Consider the following 16,602-nt stretch of genomic DNA (forward strand, 5'->3'; position numbering starts at 1 on the left):
CCCGACGCTTCTTCCTGAGGATCCGACCACCATGCTCGACACGCCCACCTCCCTCGCCACCGAGGCGCAGTCCCTCCTGCCCTCGCTCGGCGTCGCCGAGACCGCGTTCCGCGGCGGCTCCCGCCAGGTCGTCTCGCCCGTCGACGGCGAGGTCCTGGCGTCCGTCCCGACGGTCGATCCGGCAGCCGTCGGCGAGGCGATCGGGCGCGCGCACGAGGCGTTTCTCAAGTGGCGCGAGGTTCCCGCCCCGCGGCGCGGCGAACTCGTCCGGCTCCTCGGCGAGGAGCTTCGCGCCCACAAGGACGCGCTCGGCCGCCTCGTCAGCCTGGAAGTCGGCAAGGCGCCGTCCGAGGGCCTTGGCGAAGTGCAGGAGATGATCGACATCTGCGACTTCGCCGTCGGCCTGTCGCGCCAGCTCTACGGCCTCGTGATCCCGTCCGAGCGGGCCGACCACAAGCTCACCGAGCAGTGGCATCCGATCGGCGTCGTCGGCGTCATCTCGGCCTTCAACTTCCCCGTGGCGGTCTGGTCCTGGAACGCGGCGCTCGCCTTCGTTTGCGGCGACGCCGTGGTCTGGAAGCCGTCGGAAAAGGCGCCGCTCACCGCGCTCGCCGTGCAGGCGATCTTCGAGCGCGCCGCCGCCCGGTTCGGCGATGCGCCCGCTAACCTGTCGACGCTTCTCGTCGGCGAGCGCGAGGTGGGCGAGGCGCTGGTCGATGATCCGCGCGTGCCCGTCGTCTCGGCCACCGGCTCGACCCGGATGGGACGCGCGGTCGGCGAGCGGCTCGCCCGCCGCTTCGCCCGCGCGATCCTCGAACTCGGCGGCAACAACGCCTCGATCGTCACGCCGTCCGCCGATCTCGACCTGACGCTGCGCGCCGTCGCCTTCGGCGCCATGGGCACGGCCGGCCAGCGCTGCACGACGATGCGCCGCCTTATCGTCCATGAGAGCGTCTACGACACGCTGGTGCCGCGTCTCGCAAAGGTCTACCGCTCGATCTCGGTCGGCAATCCGCTGACCTCGGACGCGCTGGTCGGGCCGCTGATCGACCGCGCCGCCTTCGAGGCGATGGGCCGGGCGCTGGAGGCCGCGAAGGCCGCCGGCGGTACGGTGCACGGCGGCGAGCGGGTCGACGTCAACGGCGCGAACTCGTTCTACGTACGCCCGGCACTGGTCGAGATGCCGGCGCAGACCGGGCCGGTGGTCGAGGAGACCTTCGCGCCGATTCTCTACGTCCTGAAGTATCGCGATCTCGCGCAAGCGATCGCGCTGCAGAACGGCGTGCCGCAGGGCCTGTCGTCCTCGATCTTCGGCACCGACATGCGCGAGGTCGAGCGCTATCTTTCGGCGGCGGGCTCGGACTGCGGCATCGCCAACGTCAACATGGGCACCTCGGGCGCCGAGATCGGCGGCGCTTTTGGCGGCGAGAAGGAGACCGGCGGCGGACGCGAGAGCGGCTCGGACGCCTGGAAGGCCTACATGCGCCGCCAGACCAACGCCATCAACTACGGCCGCTCCCTGCCGCTCGCGCAAGGCGTGAAGTTCGACGTGGACGGGGGCTCGGCGGAAGCATGAGCGCGCTGGCCGCCGCCGGGATGCCTGCCTTTCGGCCGGCCGAGCGCATCGCCTCGGTCGGGGTGTCCGAAATCCTGAAGATCACGGCCAGAGCCGGCGCGCTGAAGCGTGCCGGTCGACCGATGATCATCCTCGGGGCGGGCGAGCCCGACTTCGACACGCCCGATAACGTGAAAGAGGCGGCGATCCGCGCGATCCGCGACGGCGCCACCAAGTACACCGCGCTCGACGGCTCCCCCGAACTGAAGGACGCCGTGCGGGCCAAGTTCGAGCGCGAGAACGGGCTCGTCTTCGCCGCCGACGAGGTGACGTGCGGTGCCGGCGCCAAGCAGATCCTCTATAATGCCTTCATGGCGACGCTCGGGCCGGGCGACGAGGTTGTCATCCCCACTCCCTACTGGACGAGCTACAGCGACATCGTCGCCATCGCGGGTGGAACGCCTGTGCTCGTGCCGTGCGGGATCGAGGCGGGCTTCCGGCTCCGGCCCGAGCAGCTCGAGGCGGCGATTACCCCGCGCACCCGCTGGCTTCTCCTCAACTCGCCCTCCAACCCGTCGGGCGCCGCCTACTCGGCCGAGGAGCTCGAGGCGCTGGCGGGCGTCCTGCGTCGCCATACCCATGTCTGGGCAATGTCCGACGACATGTACGAGCACATTCTCTACGACGGTCTGGCGTTCGCGACGCTGGCCGCTGTCGCGCCGGATCTTCGGGATCGCACGCTCACCGTCAACGGCGTTTCGAAGGCCTATGCGATGACCGGCTGGCGCATCGGCTACGGCGGTGGCCCCGCCGTGCTGATCCGGGCGATGGCCGTGGTGCAGAGCCAGGCGACGTCCTGCCCGTCCTCCGTCAGCCAGGCGGCGGCGGTCGAGGCGCTGAACGGGCCGCAGGCCATCGTCGCGGAACGCTGCGCGGCATTCCAGCGGCGGCGCGATCTCGTGGTCGCCGGGCTCAACGCCGTTCCCGGCCTCCAGTGCCCGGTGCCGCAGGGGGCCTTCTATACGTTCGCCAGTTGCGAAGGGCTTCTGGGGGCGCGCACGCCGGACGGGGGCGTCCTGCGTTCCGACCGCGATGTCGCCGACTACCTTCTTGAGGCCGACGTCGCGGTGGTGCCCGGCGCCTGTTTCGGCCTCGAGCCCTTCTTCCGCATCTCCTACGCGACGTCGGACAGCGAGTTGAAGACGGCGCTGGAGCGGATCGAAGCCGCCTGCGCCCGCCTCCATCACGCCTGACGGGGCGGGCCGCGAGGTCGAGGGCGGGAGTGTTGCGGCCTCTCCCATTCCGCTATGGAATGGCGGGATGCAGACCCCGCGCCGCTTCCTTCCGTCCATCGGCCTTCTCAGCGCCTTCGAGGCGGCGGCGCGCACCGGCAGCTTCACCGCGGCGGCGGGCGAGCTGAATCTCACGCAGAGCGCCGTCAGCCGGCAGATCAAGGCGCTGGAGGAGCAGCTCGACGTCGAATTGTTCCTGCGCGAGCGCCAGACCGTTCGCCTGACCCCGGCGGGTGAGGCCTATGCCCGCGACATTCGCGATGCGCTGCGGCGGATTTCCACGGCCTCGCTCAACATCCGCGCCAACCCGTTCGGCGGCACCTTGAATCTGGCGATCCTGCCGACCTTCGGCACGCGCTGGCTGGCACCGCGCCTGCCGGATTTCCTGGCGCTCCATCCCGGCATCACGATGAATCTGGCGACGCGGCTCGTCGAGTTCGACTTCCGGCTCGACACGATGGACGCGGCGATCCACTTCGGCGTGCCGAACTGGCCGGGGACCCGCCACCTCCAGCTTCTGGCCGAGGACGTCGTGCCGATGGGCAGCCCCGACTTCGCCGCGGCCCATCCGGTCGGCGGCGATCCGGCGGCGCTGCGCGCGCTGCCGCTCCTGCACATCACCTCGCGTCCCGACGCGTGGGAGACGTGGTTCGCCGCGCAAGGCGTGGCGCCCGACGGCGTGACGGGCATGCTGTTCGACCAGTTCGCCACGATCGCGCAGGCCGCGATGGCGGGGCTCGGCGTCGCGCTCCTGCCGAGCTTTCTCGTCGCCAAGGAGATCGAGCGCGGCGAGCTCGTGCCGATCATCGACCGCCCGATGCGCTCGCGCGAGGAGTATCATCTTGTCTGGCCGAAGGAGCGCGACCGCTTCCCGCCGCTTGTCGCCTTCCGGCAATGGTTGTCCGCCATCACGGGCCGGGACGGTGCGCCCTCCGGCCCTTAGAGCGTCTCGTTGCGCCCTTGCCGCGAGTGGCGGCCTCGATTGGAGGGGTGTCGGTCGGGCCCGCGTCCGCGGGATGTTCGCTGCAGGCCGAAGCGCCTGCGTCGAACATCCCGCGACAATCCAGTCGGCTGCCACTTGAGATCTGTCGCTGCAACCTCCGTGATTTGATTCCGCCGGCCGCTCGCAGAGAAAGGCTCGGTTCCGACCTCGAATGCATGCGCCGTCCGCCCGAGGCAGATCGACCGTCCGGCGCCCGGAACTCGCGATAAACGCTCAGTCCCGAACGAACGAATCGTCAGCAGAACGCCTGAAATGCAGGGAAGTAAGTCGGCTCGTCGACCGGACCGAGGCAGGGCGATGGCCTGCCAGGTTATCGATGTCTATCGCAAGGAAAAGAGATCGCTGCGGCGCCGCGACCCGCCACTAGAGCTGTCCGGCTGTCCCACTCCAGATCTGCGAGAGGGATCGAATGGTGGGCACGACTGGGATTGAACCAGTGACCCCTGCAATGTCAATGCAGTGCTCTCCCGCTGAGCTACGCGCCCATTCGATGGAGCGGCTTACACCACAGGAGGCGCGGTGCGGTCAAGACCGTTTGCGCCTCTTGTGGGGATGAAGCCGCAAAAAAATCAGGCGGCGTCCTGGAGCATCTTGCCGACTTCCTCCACCAGCTCGCGCAGGTGGAAGGGCTTGGACAGGATCTTGGCGTCCTTCGGGGCCTTGGAGTCGGGGTTCAGCGCGACCGCGGCAAAGCCCGTGATGAACATCACCTTGAGGTCGGGGTCGAGCTCGGTGGCGCGGCGCGCCAGCTCGATGCCGTCCATCTCGGGCATCACGATATCGGTCAGGAGCAGCGAGAACGGCTCCTCGCGAAGGCGCTCGTAGGCGCTGCCGCCGTTGTCGTAGGCGGTCACCTCGTAGCCGGCCTTTTCCAAAGCCTTGGCCAGGAAGCGGCGCATGTCGTTGTCGTCTTCGGCCAGAAGGATCTTGTACATCTCGTAACCTGAATGTCGCGGCGGGTGCCGGACGTGAAGCCTGCTCGCAATCAACCTTTTAGCAGATTGCTTAAGCAAGAGCTAAATGGAATGTTCGAGCGGCAGAACGGCCCTATCTCCAGTGGAACGCGGTTTGCGAAAGGGAAATGAAGGGGAGTGCATTTGGACGTCGCCGCTCCCAACCTGGAAACCGCCGCGGGCGCGTGCCCGGCCTTCGAGGTCATCGAGCCGACCCGCCAGACCAGCCCTTTCGTGTTCTGCTCGCCCCACAGCGGGCGCGCCTATCCGTCCTCGTTCCTCGCGCAGAGCCGGCTCGGCCCCTCGGCGATCCGCCGCTCGGAAGACCTCTTCGTCGACCAGCTCTTCGACTTCGTGCCGGCGCTCGGCGCGCCGCTCCTCGTCGCAAGGTTTCCCCGCGCCTATCTCGACGTCAACCGCGAGCCCTACGAGCTCGACCCCGCGATGTTCTCGGGGCCGCTGCCCGACCGCGCGAACTCGGCCTCCGTGCGGGTCGCTGGCGGCCTCGGCACCATTCCGCGCATCGTCGCCGAGCGCGAGGAGATCTATGCCGGGCGAATTCCCGTCGCCGAGGCGCTCTCGCGTATCGACACGATCTACATGCCCTTCCACGAGACGCTGGAGCGCCTCGTCGAGACGACGCGCCGCGCCTTCGGCTTCGCGATCCTGATCGACTGCCATTCGATGCCCTCCTCGGTCCGGCCGATGCCGGGCGGGCCGAAGGCGGATATCGTGGTCGGCGACCGGTTCGGCACCAGCGCCGCCCACCACTACGTCGCCATGGCGGTGCAGCGCCTGACGGCGCTCGGCCTCGATGTAACGCGCAACAAGCCCTATGCCGGCGGCTACATCACCGAGCGCTACGGGCGGCCGCGCGGTGGGGTCCACGCCATCCAGCTCGAGATCAACCGCGCGCTCTATGCCGACGAGCGCAATTTCGTGCCGCATGCGGCCTTCGGCCATTTCCGGCGCATTCTCTGGGAGTTCGCCTCGTGCTTTGCCGCCGAGGTGGAATCGGAACTCCAGCGCCCCGCCGCGGCGGAGTAGGACGCCCTCGCCAGGACCCTGCGTTGGCCGTATAGGACGGGCCCCGGCTGGAGACCCGACGATGACGACGCTGCCTGATGCTTCCTTCCTGTTCCGCCTGGCGGATGCCGCCGCGAAGGAGACGCTGCCGCGCTTCCGCACGGCGCTCAGCGTCGATTCCAAGCCCAAGGAGGGCTTCGCCTTCGATCCGGTGACCGAGGCCGACCGCGAGGCGGAGAAGGCGATCCGGGCGATCATCGAGGCGGAGTATCCGTCCCATGCGATCCTCGGCGAGGAGTTCGGCTTGTCGGGTTCCGGCGACCATCTCTGGGTGATCGACCCGGTCGACGGCACGCGGCCCTTCATCTGCGGCGTCCCGGTCTGGGGCACGCTGATCGGCCTCCAGGTGCGCGAGCGCGCCGAGATCGGCATCATGAGCCAGCCCTACACGCGCGAGCGCTTCTGGGCGACGCCGGACGGCGCCTTCGGCGACGGGCCGCAGGGTGAGAAGCGCCTGCGCGTGCGCGACGTCGGGGGGCTTTCGGGCGCGACGCTCTTCTCGTCGGCGCCAGAGCTGTTCAAGGGCGGGCTGAAGGACCGCTTCCAAAGCCTCGTCGATCAGGTTCGGCTCACCCGCTTCGGGGCCGACTGCTACGCCTTCGCCATGCTGGCCGCCGGCCATGTCGACATCTGCGTCGAACCCGGCCTCCAGCCCTATGACATCGTGGCGCTGACGCCGATCGTGGAGCAGGCTGGCGGCGTGATCACGACCTTCTCGGGCGACCGGCCGGAGAATGGCGGCGACGTCGTGGCGGCCGCGACGCCCGCCCTGCACGAGGCGGCGCTGCGCATCCTCAACGGCTGACAGGCGCCGGGGGCGGAGCGGGCGCGGCGGCGGCCGCCACCGCCTCGCCGATCAGCGTCTCGTCGAGCGCCGGCAGGGGCGGGGGCTTCGGCAGGCTCTCGGCAAAGAACGTCTCGATCGCGCCGAGCGTCGGCTCGCGGAAGCGGTCGGCCTCCTGCAGGAGTTCGTGCCGCGCACCCGCGACGCGGATCGAATGGCCGCAGCGCATGCGCCAGGCGAGGCGCTCGGCGGCGGCGGTCGAGACGACCTGGTCGTCGCCCGGCAGTAGGAAGAGGGCGGGAAGGTCGAGCCGCGCGATCCGGTCGGAATCGTCGAGGCGGCGCATCGCCTTCAGGGCGGCGCGCAGCCAGGATGCCGAGACGCCCTCGACGGTGAGCCAGGGGGCGGCCGCGCGCAGGGCCCGGTTGCGCTCGAAGCGTCCCGCGTCGGTGGTCAGGACATTGCCCGCGAAGGGCTCGGCCGGGTCGATGCGCCGCGCCCGGCGGAGCGGCAGGAAGCCGAGGCCGCACCAGTGAAGCGCGCCGGCAAGAAGGCCGATAGACCGGTGCAGCCCCGGCGAGCCGGGCAGCGCGACGAGGGGCGCGATCAGCGCCATGCGCTCGACATGCGACGACAGGCGCGCCGAGGCGGCGAGCGCGACGAGGCCGCCCATCGAATGGGCGACGAGGGCATAGGGCGGCGCGCAGCGGTCCAGCACGACCTCGCGCAGGAAGCGCTCGAGGTCGTCCGCGTAGTCTTCGACGCTCGCCACATGCCCGACGCCCGGCAGGAACGTGCCGCGACCGGAGCCGCCCTGGCCGCGCCAGTCGAAGGTCGCGACCGTGAAGCCGCGCGCGTTGAGGTCGGCGATCGTCTCGTAATATTTCTCGATCGCCTCGTTGCGCCCCTGGAGGAGGAGGACGGTTCCACGGCTCGTCATGCCGGCCGGCCCCCGCCCGATCGCGTAGCGCAACCGCACGCCATGCCCGAGGTCATGATGGCCGGTTTCGAGGCCCGGCGGTTCCGGGTTCGCCTCGAGGGCGACGAAGGCGTCTTGGGTCTCGGGCACGGCGGCTCCGTCGGGCATCAGGGCTGCCAAGCTCCTAGCGCAGACGCGCGGCGGGTTGAAGGCGGGGCGGCAGGATAAGGGGAGATCGGGGACCCTCCTGCGAGGATCCCCGACCCCGAGCGACCGGGGCGGAAGGGACGGGACGCCTCGATCGTTTGGCGCGAAAGGGTGCTCAGGCGGTCCTGCTCGAATGCGGTGATGTCCGGGCGATGCAGGCGGCCGGGGCTGGAAAGGCCGGGGTTCTATCGCCCCCCGAATGAACGGTAGCCGAAGCCCGCGTTCATCTGCCGTTCACATCGCGGGCGATCGCCAAGCCGTTGTTTCGATTGGCGGAAAAAATTCGGCATGGTGGCTTGCGGCAGCCCTTGAAGCCGTTTTCTGGCTTTACCATCTCATCTCTTGCGATCGCCCAATCGTGGGATCGCTGGCCAGGATCGACCGGCCGCCGCCCGTTGCGCGGGGCCTTCCAGTCGACCGGCCAGACACGCAAAACCGTTGCTCAATGGAGAACACACATGCGTCAGTTCGACTTTGCCCCCCTCTACCGGTCCACCGTCGGTTTCGACCGGCTCTTCTCGATGCTCGACGCAGCCGGCAATGCCGAGAACGCCCAGAGCTATCCGCCCTACAACATCGAGCGCACCGGCGAGACCACCTACCGCATCACCATGGCGGTGGCCGGCTTCTCCGAGACGGAGCTCTCGATCGAGTCGCGTGAGAACACGCTGACCGTGAAGGGCGAGAAGGGCGACGAGACGAACGGCTCGTCGGAGTACCTTTATCGCGGCATCGCGGGTCGCGCCTTCGAGCGCCGCTTCCAGCTGGCCGAGCATGTCGAGGTGAAGGGCGCGAGCCTGAAGAACGGCCTCCTGCACATCGACCTCGCCCGCATCGTGCCCGAGGCCCTGAAGCCCCGCCGCATCGAGATCGCCACGGCCAACACCAACGAGGCCAAGACGATCGAGGCGTCCGCCGCCTGATCGCGGGACATCTCGACAGAATAGAGAACGGCGCCCCGCGGGGCGCCGTTTTCGTTTGGGCGCTTCAGGCGATGAGGTCGCAGAAGCGATCGACGTCGCCGCGCTCGGTCGACCAGCTGGTCACGAGGCGATAGAGGCCTTCGCCCTCGCGCACCAGGCCCGGCATGTCGTGTGGCGCGTTCCAGTCGTAGAAGGTGGCGCCCTCAGTCCGCAGCCGCTCGGCGGTCGCCGTCTCGATCACGGCGAAGATCTCGTTGGACCGGGTGTCCCAGGCCTGACGCGCATGGGCCGACCGGCCGATGCCCTCGCGCAGGGCGTCCGCCATGGCATTGGCGTGGGCGGCGAGCTCCAGCCACAGGCCGCCGTCGAGATAGGCGGCGAACTGGGCGGCCATGAAGCGCGTCTTGGAGAAGAGCTGGGCGCCGCGCTTGCGGATGTAGGGAAACTGCTCGGCCTGTTTCGGGTCGAAGAAGACCACCGCCTCGGCGCACCAGCAGCCGTTCTTGGTGGCGCCGAAGGACAGGATGTCGACGCCGGCCCGCCAGGTCATCTCGGCCGGCGAGGCGTTGGTGGCGGCCAGCGCGTTGGCAAAGCGTGCACCGTCCATGTGGAAGGCGAGGTTGCGCTCGTGCGCGATTTCGCCGATCGCCGCGATCTCGGTCACCGAATAGAGCGTGCCCGCTTCGGTCGCCTGGCTGAGCGAGACCGCCATCGGCTGGCCGGCATGCACGAAGCCCGGACGGAACCGGCCGAGCTCGGACACGAGATGGCCGGGGTCCATGCGTCCGAGCGCGCCCTCGACCGGCACCATGCGCGCGCCGTGGGTGAAGAATTCCGGCGCGCCGCATTCGTCCTGCGCGATATGCGCCTCGCGGTGGCACATGACGACGCCGCCCGGCCGGTTCACCGCGGCGAAGGACAAGGAGTTCGCCGCCGTGCCCGTGCCGACGAAATAGACGGCGACCTCGCGCTCGAAGATCTCGTTGAAGCGCCGCTCGACGGCCTTGTCGATGTCGCTCGCCCCGTAGGCGGCGGCAAAGCCCGCGCCGTGGCGCTCCAGCGATTGCGTGACGGCGGGATGGGCGCCGGACCAGTTGTCGGATGCAAAGATCATGGCGGCTGACTAACGCGCCCGCGCGCACCCGTCAAAGCCGCGAATGGCTCGCCGCCTTTGCATGGAATGCTCCGCGAAGTTAGAACCGCTCTTGCCGCAGAAGCACAAGTCTGGCATAAGCTGCGAAATAGGTCAGCATTGCTGCCCTATCTGGGGCGGCCGTTCCCGGAAGGCGCCCGACTGGGCGCGCCGGGAGAGGGCGGCCCCGACCACGAACAGGCAGGCGCGGCGCGCGGCGGCTAGGGGCCGGACCGGGCGCCAAAGTCCTGCCCGAAGAACCAGGTTGCCTCGATCCTTCGGGCGACGACGAGACAGGGAGACACGCGATGACGATCGAAACGCCATCCATCATCGAGGGTGAGGTCATTGGGACCACGAACACCGCGATGGGCGCCGTCAAACCGCGTCGCCTGCCGGAGCGCCAAGGCCTCTACGATCCGGCCAACGAGAGCGACGCCTGCGGCGTCGGCTTCATCGCCCACATGAAGAACCAGAAGTCCCACTCGATCATCGAGAAGGGCCTGAAGATCCTGCACAATCTCGAGCATCGCGGGGCGGTCGGCGCCGACCCGCTGATGGGCGACGGCGCGGGCATGCTGGTGCAGATACCGCACGACTTCTTCCAGGCCGAAATGGCGGCCCAGGGTGTCGAGCTGCCCGAGGCCGGCCACTACGGCGTCGGCTTCGTGTTCATGCCGCAGGACGAGGCGCGCCGCCTCCACTTCAAGACGATCTTCGAGGCTGCCGCCGCCGAGGAGGGCTGCACTGTCATCGGCTGGCGCGACGTGCCGGTGGACAATTCGTCGCTGTCCAAGGCTCTCGAGATCGCCGCGACCGAGCCCTGCCACCGGCAGGTCTTCATCGCGCGCCCGGCATCCGTCGCGAGCGACGACGAGTTCGAGCGCAAGCTCTACATCATCCGCAAGGTGGTCTCGAACCGCGTCTACGCCGAAGCCCATTCGGTGGACACCGACTTCTACGTCGTGTCGCTCTCCTCGCGCACGATCGTCTACAAGGGCATGTTCCTGTCCTATCAGGTCGGCGCCTACTACAAGGACCTGAAGGACCCGCGCTTCACCTCGGCGCTGGCGCTCGTCCACCAGCGCTTCTCCACCAACACGTTCCCGTCCTGGCGCCTCGCACATCCCTATCGCATGGTGGCGCACAACGGCGAGATCAACACGCTGCGCGGCAACGTCAACTGGATGGCCGCCCGGCAGGCGTCGGTCGATTCCGAGCTCTTCGGCAACGACATCTCCAAGCTCTGGCCGATCTCCTACGAGGGCCAGTCCGACACCGCCTGCTTCGACAACGCGCTCGAGTTCCTGACGCAGGGCGGCTACCCGCTCGCCCATGCGATGATGATGCTCATTCCCGAGGCCTGGTCGGGCAACAAGGAGATGAGCCCGGAGCGCCAGGCCTTCTACGAGTACCACGCCGCGCTGATGGAGCCTTGGGACGGGCCGGCCGCCGTGTGCTTCACCGACGGACGCCAGATCGGCGCGACGCTCGATCGCAACGGCCTCAGGCCAGCGCGCTACGTCGTGACCGACGACGATCTCGTGATCCTCGCCTCGGAAGCCGGCACGCTCGAGGTCGCTGAGGAGCGCATCGTCAAGAAGTGGCGCCTCCAGCCGGGCCGCATGCTGCTGATCGACCTCGAGAAGGGCCGCATCGTCTCTGACGAGGAGGTCAAGAGCGAGATCGCGGGTGCCAACCCCTATCGCGACTGGCTGCGCTCCACCCAGCTGATCCTCGAGGACCTGAAGCCCGTGCAGCCGCGGGCGTCGCGCGCCGACGTGTCGCTGCTCGACCGTCAGCAGGCCTTCGGCTACAGCCAGGAGGACACCAAGATCCTGATGGCGCCGATGGCCACGACCGGCCAGGAAGCCATCGGCTCGATGGGGACGGACACGCCGATTTCCGCCATGAGCGAGAAGTCGAAGCTGCTCTACACCTACTTCAAGCAGAACTTCGCGCAGGTCACCAACCCGCCGATCGATCCGATCCGCGAGGAGCTGGTGATGAGCCTCGTCTCGTTCATCGGCCCGCGCCCGAACATCCTCGACCTCGAAGGCACCTCGCGCCGCAAGCGGCTGGAGGTGCGCCAGCCGATCCTGACCAATGCGGATCTTGAGAAGATCCGCACGATCGGCCACACCGAGGACCGGTTCGACACCAAGACGCTCGACACGACCTACCCGTCCGAGCAGGGCGCGGCGGGCATGGCAGGCGCGCTCGACCGGCTCTGCGAGCGGGCGGAGGCGGCCGTCGTCGGCGGCTACAACATCATCATCCTGTCCGACCGCCAGATGGGGCCGGACCGCATTCCGCTGCCGGCGCTGCTCGCGACGGCCGCCGTGCATCATCACCTGATACGCAAGGGCCTGCGCACCGCCGCCGGCCTCGTGGTGGAATCGGGTGAGCCGCGCGAGGTCCATCATTTCGCATGCCTCGCCGGCTACGGCGCGGAGGCGATCAACCCCTATCTCGCCTTCGACACCCTGCTCGGCATGCATGCGCGCGGCGACTTCCCGCCGGAGGTCGATGCCAAGGAGGTCGTCGGCCGCTTCATCAAGTCGGTCGGCAAGGGCCTCCTGAAGGTCATGTCCAAGATGGGCATCTCGACCTACCAGTCCTATTGCGGCGCGCAGATCTTCGACGCGATCGGCCTCAAGTCCGAGTTCGTGAAGCGCTACTTCGCCGGCACCTCGACCACGATCGAGGGCGTCGGGCTGGAGGAAATCGCCCGCGAGACGGTGGAGCGCCACGCGCTTGCCTTCTCCGACGATCCGGTTCTGGCGCGCTCGCTCGAGGTCGGCGGCGAGTATGCCTACCGCATGCGTGGCGAGGCCCACATCTGGTCGCCGGATGCGGTCGCGACGCTCCAGCACGCCGTGCGCCTCGACAGTTACGACACCTACAAGGAGTACGCCGCGCTCGTGAACGAGTCGGCCGTCGCCAACTCCACCATCCGCGGCCTCTTCAAGCTGCGCATGGCCGAAGAGGTGGGCCTGACCCCGGTGCCGCTCGACGAGGTCGAGCCGGCCGCCGAGATCGTCAAGCGCTTCTCGACCGGCGCGATGAGCTTCGGCTCGATCAGCCGAGAAGCTCATGCGACGCTCGCCGTCGCCATGAACCGCATCGGTGGCAAGTCGAACACGGGCGAGGGCGGCGAGGAGCCGGACCGCTACCTGAAGCTGCCGGACGGCTCGGCCAACCCCGAGCGCTCGGCGATCAAGCAGGTGGCGTCCGGGCGCTTCGGCGTGACGACCGAGTATCTCGTCAACGCCGACATGCTGCAGATCAAGGTGGCGCAGGGTGCCAAGCCCGGCGAGGGCGGCCAGCTGCCCGGCCACAAGGTGGACGCGACCATCGCCAAGACCCGGCATTCCACGCCGGGCGTCGGCCTGATCTCGCCGCCGCCGCACCACGACATCTACTCGATCGAGGATCTGGCGCAGCTCATCTACGACCTGAAGAACGTCAACCCGGAAGCCGACATCTCGGTGAAGCTCGTCTCCGAGGTCGGCGTCGGCACGGTGGCCGCCGGCGTCGCCAAGGCGCGCGCCGACCACATCATCGTGTCGGGCTACGACGGGGGCACGGGCGCATCGCCGCTCACCTCCATCAAGCACGCGGGCTCCCCGTGGGAGATGGGCCTTGCCGAGACCCAGCAGACGCTGGTGCTCAACGGGCTGCGCTCGCGCATCGCGCTGCAGGTCGACGGCGGCCTCCGGTCGGGCCGCGACGTCGTCATCGGCGCGCTGCTGGGCGCCGACGAGTTCGGCTTCTCGACGGGCCCGCTGATCGCGGCCGGCTGCATCATGATGCGCAAGTGCCACCTGAACACCTGCCCCGTCGGGGTCGCGACGCAGGACCCGGTCCTTCGCTCGCGCTTCAAGGGCACGCCGGAGCACGTCATCAACTTCTTCTTCTTCGTCGCCGAAGAGGTGCGCGAGATCATGGCGGCCATGGGTGTTCGCACCCTTGCCGAACTGATCGGGCGCTCCGAGCGGCTCGACAAGCGGGAGCTGATCGACCACTGGAAGGCCAAGGGCCTCGACTTCTCCAGGATGTTCTTCAAGCCGGACGCCGCGCTGGAGGAGACCTACTGGACGAAGCGCCAGGAGCATCCGATCGCCGACGTTCTCGACCGCAAGCTGATCGCGCAGGCGGAGAGCGCTCTTACCGCGCGCCAGCAGGTCGAGATCGAGACCGCGATCGGCAACGTCGACCGGTCGGCCGGCGCGATGCTGTCGGGCGAGGTCGCCAAGCGCTTCGGCCACAAGGGGCTCGCCGACGACACGATCAAGGTGAAGCTGACCGGAACCGCCGGCCAGAGCTTCGCGGCCTTCCTTGCCAAGGGCGTCACCTTCGATCTCGTCGGCGACGGCAACGACTATGTCGGCAAGGGCCTGTCGGGCGGCAAGATCATCGTCCGGCCGCGCGCCAACACGCGCATCGTGCCCGAAGAGTCGATCATCGTCGGCAACACGGTGCTCTACGGCGCGATCGCCGGGGAGTGCTACTTCCGGGGCGTGGCGGGCGAGCGCTTCGCCGTGCGCAACTCGGGCGCCATCGCGGTGGTCGAGGGCGTGGGCGACCACGGCTGCGAATACATGACCGGCGGCGTGGTGGTGATCCTCGGGCATACGGGCCGCAACTTCGCGGCCGGCATGTCGGGCGGCATCGCCTATGTCTACGATCCCGAGGGCAACTTCGCCAAGCGTTGCAACATGGCGATGGTCGAGCTGGAGCCGGTGCCGGAGGAGGACGATCTCCTTGAGAAGCTGCACCACCACGGCGGAGACCTCCAGCACAAGGGACGCGTCGACGTCTCGTCCAACATGACCGGCCACGACGACGAGCGGCTGTTCCAGCTGATCTCCAACCATTTCCACTACACGGGCTCGACCCGCGCCAAGGAAATGCTGGATCACTGGGAGACCTACCGCCCGAAGTTCGTGAAGGTCATGCCGGTGGAGTACCGCCGCGCGCTTCTCGAAATGGAGCGCATGCGCATGGGCGTCGCGGCCGAGTAGGCCGCCGCCTTCCGGAGCCCGCGAAACGTCGGGCCGCCCCTCGCGACGAGGCCGGCGGCCCGGTCGCGGGTCCCGGCTCGCGATCGCGAAGTTTGGACGCGTTCTATCCTCGCGGAAATTGGTGTAAGGCGAGCCCGGTCGGCAGACGTCCGATCGCTCGCATGAGGGGTGGGTTCGCGCGCTAACGTAGAGCGCCGCCGCCCGGACGGAGGGGCATTATGGGCAAGGTCACGGGCTTTCTCGAGATCGACCGGCAGACGGCGAAGTATCAGCCGGCGTCCGATCGCATCCGGCATTTTCGCGAGTTCACGCTGCCGATGTCCGACGAGGAGGTCGGCAAGCAGGCGGCGCGCTGCATGGACTGCGGCATTCCCTTCTGCCACGGGCCGACGGGCTGTCCCGTCCACAACCAGATCCCGGACTGGAACGACCTCGTCTATTCCAACGACTGGGAGGGCGCGATCCGCAACCTCCACTCGACCAACAACTTCCCCGAGTTCACCGGCCGCATCTGCCCCGCCCCGTGCGAGGAAGCCTGCACGCTGAACCTTGAGGACACGCCGGTCGCCATCAAGACGGTGGAGCAGGCGATCGCCGACAAGGCCTACAAGCTCGGCCTCATCAAACCGCAGCCGGCCGAGACCAAGACCGGCAAGCGCGTCGCCGTCATCGGCTCGGGGCCTGCCGGCATGGCCGCCGCCCAGCAGCTCGGCCGCGCCGGCCACGAGGTGCATGTCTTCGAGCGCGAAAGCCGCGCCGGGGGGCTCCTTCGCTACGGCATTCCCGACTTCAAGATGGAGAAGCACTTCATCGACAAGCGCGTCGAGCAGATGGAAGGCGAGGGCGTCACCTTCCACTACGGCGTCAATGTCGGGAAGACGAAGCCGCTCGAGGAACTGCGCGCCGAGTTCGACGCCGTGCTCTACTGCGGCGGTGCCGAGCGCCCGCGCGACGCCGGCATCCCCACCAACGGCCTCTACGGCATCCACGACGCCATGCCCTACCTCGTCCAGCAGAACCGCCGCGTCGGCGGCGAGCCGGTCGAGAGCGCGGGCTGGAACGCCGGCGAGATCTGGGCCGGCGGCAAGCATGTCGTCGTCGTCGGCGGCGGCGACACGGCGTCGGACTGCGTCGGCACCGCCTTCCGGCAGGGCGCGGTGAAGGTCACGCAGCTCGACATCCGGCCGCAGCCGCCGAAGATGGAGAACAAGCTCGAGGTCTGGCCCTACTGGGCGACCAAGATGCGCGTCTCCTCCTCCCAGGCCGAGGGCGCTATGCGCGAGTTCCAGGTCGCGACGCTCGAGTTCATCGGCGAGGACGGCCAGCTCACCGGCGTCAAGTGCGCCGAGGTGGACGAGCGCCGCAAGCCGATCCCTGGCACCGAGTTCGTGATCCGCGCCGATCTCGCCTTCATCGCAATCGGCTTTGCCGGCCCCTTCACCGACGCGCTGGTGGCCGAGGCCGGCGAGGCGCTGGCGATGAAGCGCGACGCGCGCGGCAACGTCGCCGTCCAGGCCGACGATAAGGCCTATGCGACCTCGATGGACGGCGTCTATGCCGCCGGCGACGTGCGCCGCGGCCAGTCGCTGGTGGTCTGGGCAATCCGCGAGGGCCGGCAGGCCGCGCGCGCGATCGACCTCGCGCTCACCGGCCAGACGACGCTGCCGCGCTGACGCCGATCCCTGGCGCCGGGTCCGCCCGGCGCCCGTTCGCCTGCGTCG

Annotated in this window: 11 protein-coding genes and 1 tRNA gene; 8 read left to right on the plus strand and 4 right to left on the minus strand. The window is 68.7% G+C overall.

The genetic code is table 11. The features are described 5' to 3' along the window. Positions 1–31 precede the first annotated feature (31 nt). The 3 genes from amaB to BM175_RS08570 all read left to right on the plus strand — a co-directional run bounded on the left by amaB (position 32) and on the right by BM175_RS08570 (position 3,790). Positions 32–1,576 carry an L-piperidine-6-carboxylate dehydrogenase gene (amaB, locus tag BM175_RS08560; RefSeq protein WP_090962018.1) on the plus strand — a complete coding sequence of 515 codons (1,545 nt, stop codon included), beginning with the start codon at positions 32–34 and terminating at the stop codon, positions 1,574–1,576. After that, positions 1,573–2,808: a pyridoxal phosphate-dependent aminotransferase gene (locus tag BM175_RS08565; RefSeq protein WP_090962021.1), complete on the plus strand. Its 1,236-nt coding sequence runs from the start codon at positions 1,573–1,575 to the stop codon at positions 2,806–2,808. Before amaB ends, BM175_RS08565 begins: the two co-directional genes overlap by 4 nt. A 67-nt stretch (positions 2,809–2,875) precedes the next feature. Next, positions 2,876–3,790, plus strand: a complete 915-nt coding sequence (locus BM175_RS08570; protein ID WP_090962024.1) for a LysR family transcriptional regulator — start codon at positions 2,876–2,878, stop codon at positions 3,788–3,790. A gap of 470 nt (positions 3,791–4,260) precedes the next feature. On the opposite strand, the gene BM175_RS08575 is transcribed toward BM175_RS08570, so the two are convergent. After that, a tRNA-Val gene (locus BM175_RS08575) sits at positions 4,261–4,335 on the minus strand. Positions 4,336–4,419: 84 nt separating this feature from the next. Continuing rightward, positions 4,420–4,785: a cell cycle two-component system response regulator CpdR gene (gene cpdR, locus BM175_RS08580; protein WP_019996719.1), complete on the minus strand. Its 366-nt coding sequence runs from the start codon at positions 4,783–4,785 to the stop codon at positions 4,420–4,422. A gap of 162 nt (positions 4,786–4,947) precedes the next feature. Here cpdR and BM175_RS08585 point away from each other — a divergent pair, with 162 nt between their 5' ends. Together BM175_RS08585 and hisN are read left to right on the plus strand one after the other, a co-directional pair. Beyond that, entirely contained in the window at positions 4,948–5,850 is a 903-nt protein-coding gene (locus BM175_RS08585; RefSeq protein WP_090962026.1) for an N-formylglutamate amidohydrolase, read from the plus strand. A 61-nt stretch (positions 5,851–5,911) separates the two neighbouring features. Further along, the gene (gene hisN / locus BM175_RS08590) at positions 5,912–6,694 is read left to right on the plus strand and encodes a histidinol-phosphatase (RefSeq protein ID WP_090962029.1); all 783 of its coding nucleotides are present in this window, start codon (positions 5,912–5,914) and stop codon (positions 6,692–6,694) included. Here hisN and BM175_RS08595 read toward each other — a convergent pair. Beyond that, positions 6,684–7,742 (minus strand): alpha/beta fold hydrolase, encoded by a 1,059-nt coding sequence (locus BM175_RS08595; RefSeq protein ID WP_175526803.1) that lies wholly within the window; start codon positions 7,740–7,742, stop codon positions 6,684–6,686. The genes hisN and BM175_RS08595 overlap by 11 nt on opposite strands. A 515-nt stretch (positions 7,743–8,257) precedes the next feature. Between BM175_RS08595 and BM175_RS08600 the strand changes: the two genes are divergently transcribed. Beyond that, the gene (locus BM175_RS08600) at positions 8,258–8,722 is read left to right on the plus strand and encodes an Hsp20 family protein (protein WP_090962034.1); all 465 of its coding nucleotides are present in this window, start codon (positions 8,258–8,260) and stop codon (positions 8,720–8,722) included. 64 nt (positions 8,723–8,786) lie between these two features. Here BM175_RS08600 and BM175_RS08605 read toward each other — a convergent pair whose 3' ends face one another. Further along, positions 8,787–9,836: a threonine aldolase family protein gene (locus tag BM175_RS08605; protein WP_090962036.1), complete on the minus strand. Its 1,050-nt coding sequence runs from the start codon at positions 9,834–9,836 to the stop codon at positions 8,787–8,789. Between the two features lie 386 nt (positions 9,837–10,222). On the opposite strand from BM175_RS08605, the gene gltB reads away from it, so the two are divergent. Further along, positions 10,223–14,881, plus strand: a complete 4,659-nt coding sequence (gltB, locus tag BM175_RS08610; RefSeq protein ID WP_244545941.1) for a glutamate synthase large subunit — start codon at positions 10,223–10,225, stop codon at positions 14,879–14,881. 218 nt (positions 14,882–15,099) lie between these two features. Beyond that, positions 15,100–16,554 carry a glutamate synthase subunit beta gene (locus tag BM175_RS08615; protein WP_090962042.1) on the plus strand — a complete coding sequence of 485 codons (1,455 nt, stop codon included), beginning with the start codon at positions 15,100–15,102 and terminating at the stop codon, positions 16,552–16,554. Positions 16,555–16,602: the final 48 nt, after the last annotated feature.

Source organism: Aureimonas phyllosphaerae (genome assembly GCF_900113065.1).
Lineage (GTDB): Bacteria > Pseudomonadota > Alphaproteobacteria > Rhizobiales > Rhizobiaceae > Aureimonas > Aureimonas phyllosphaerae.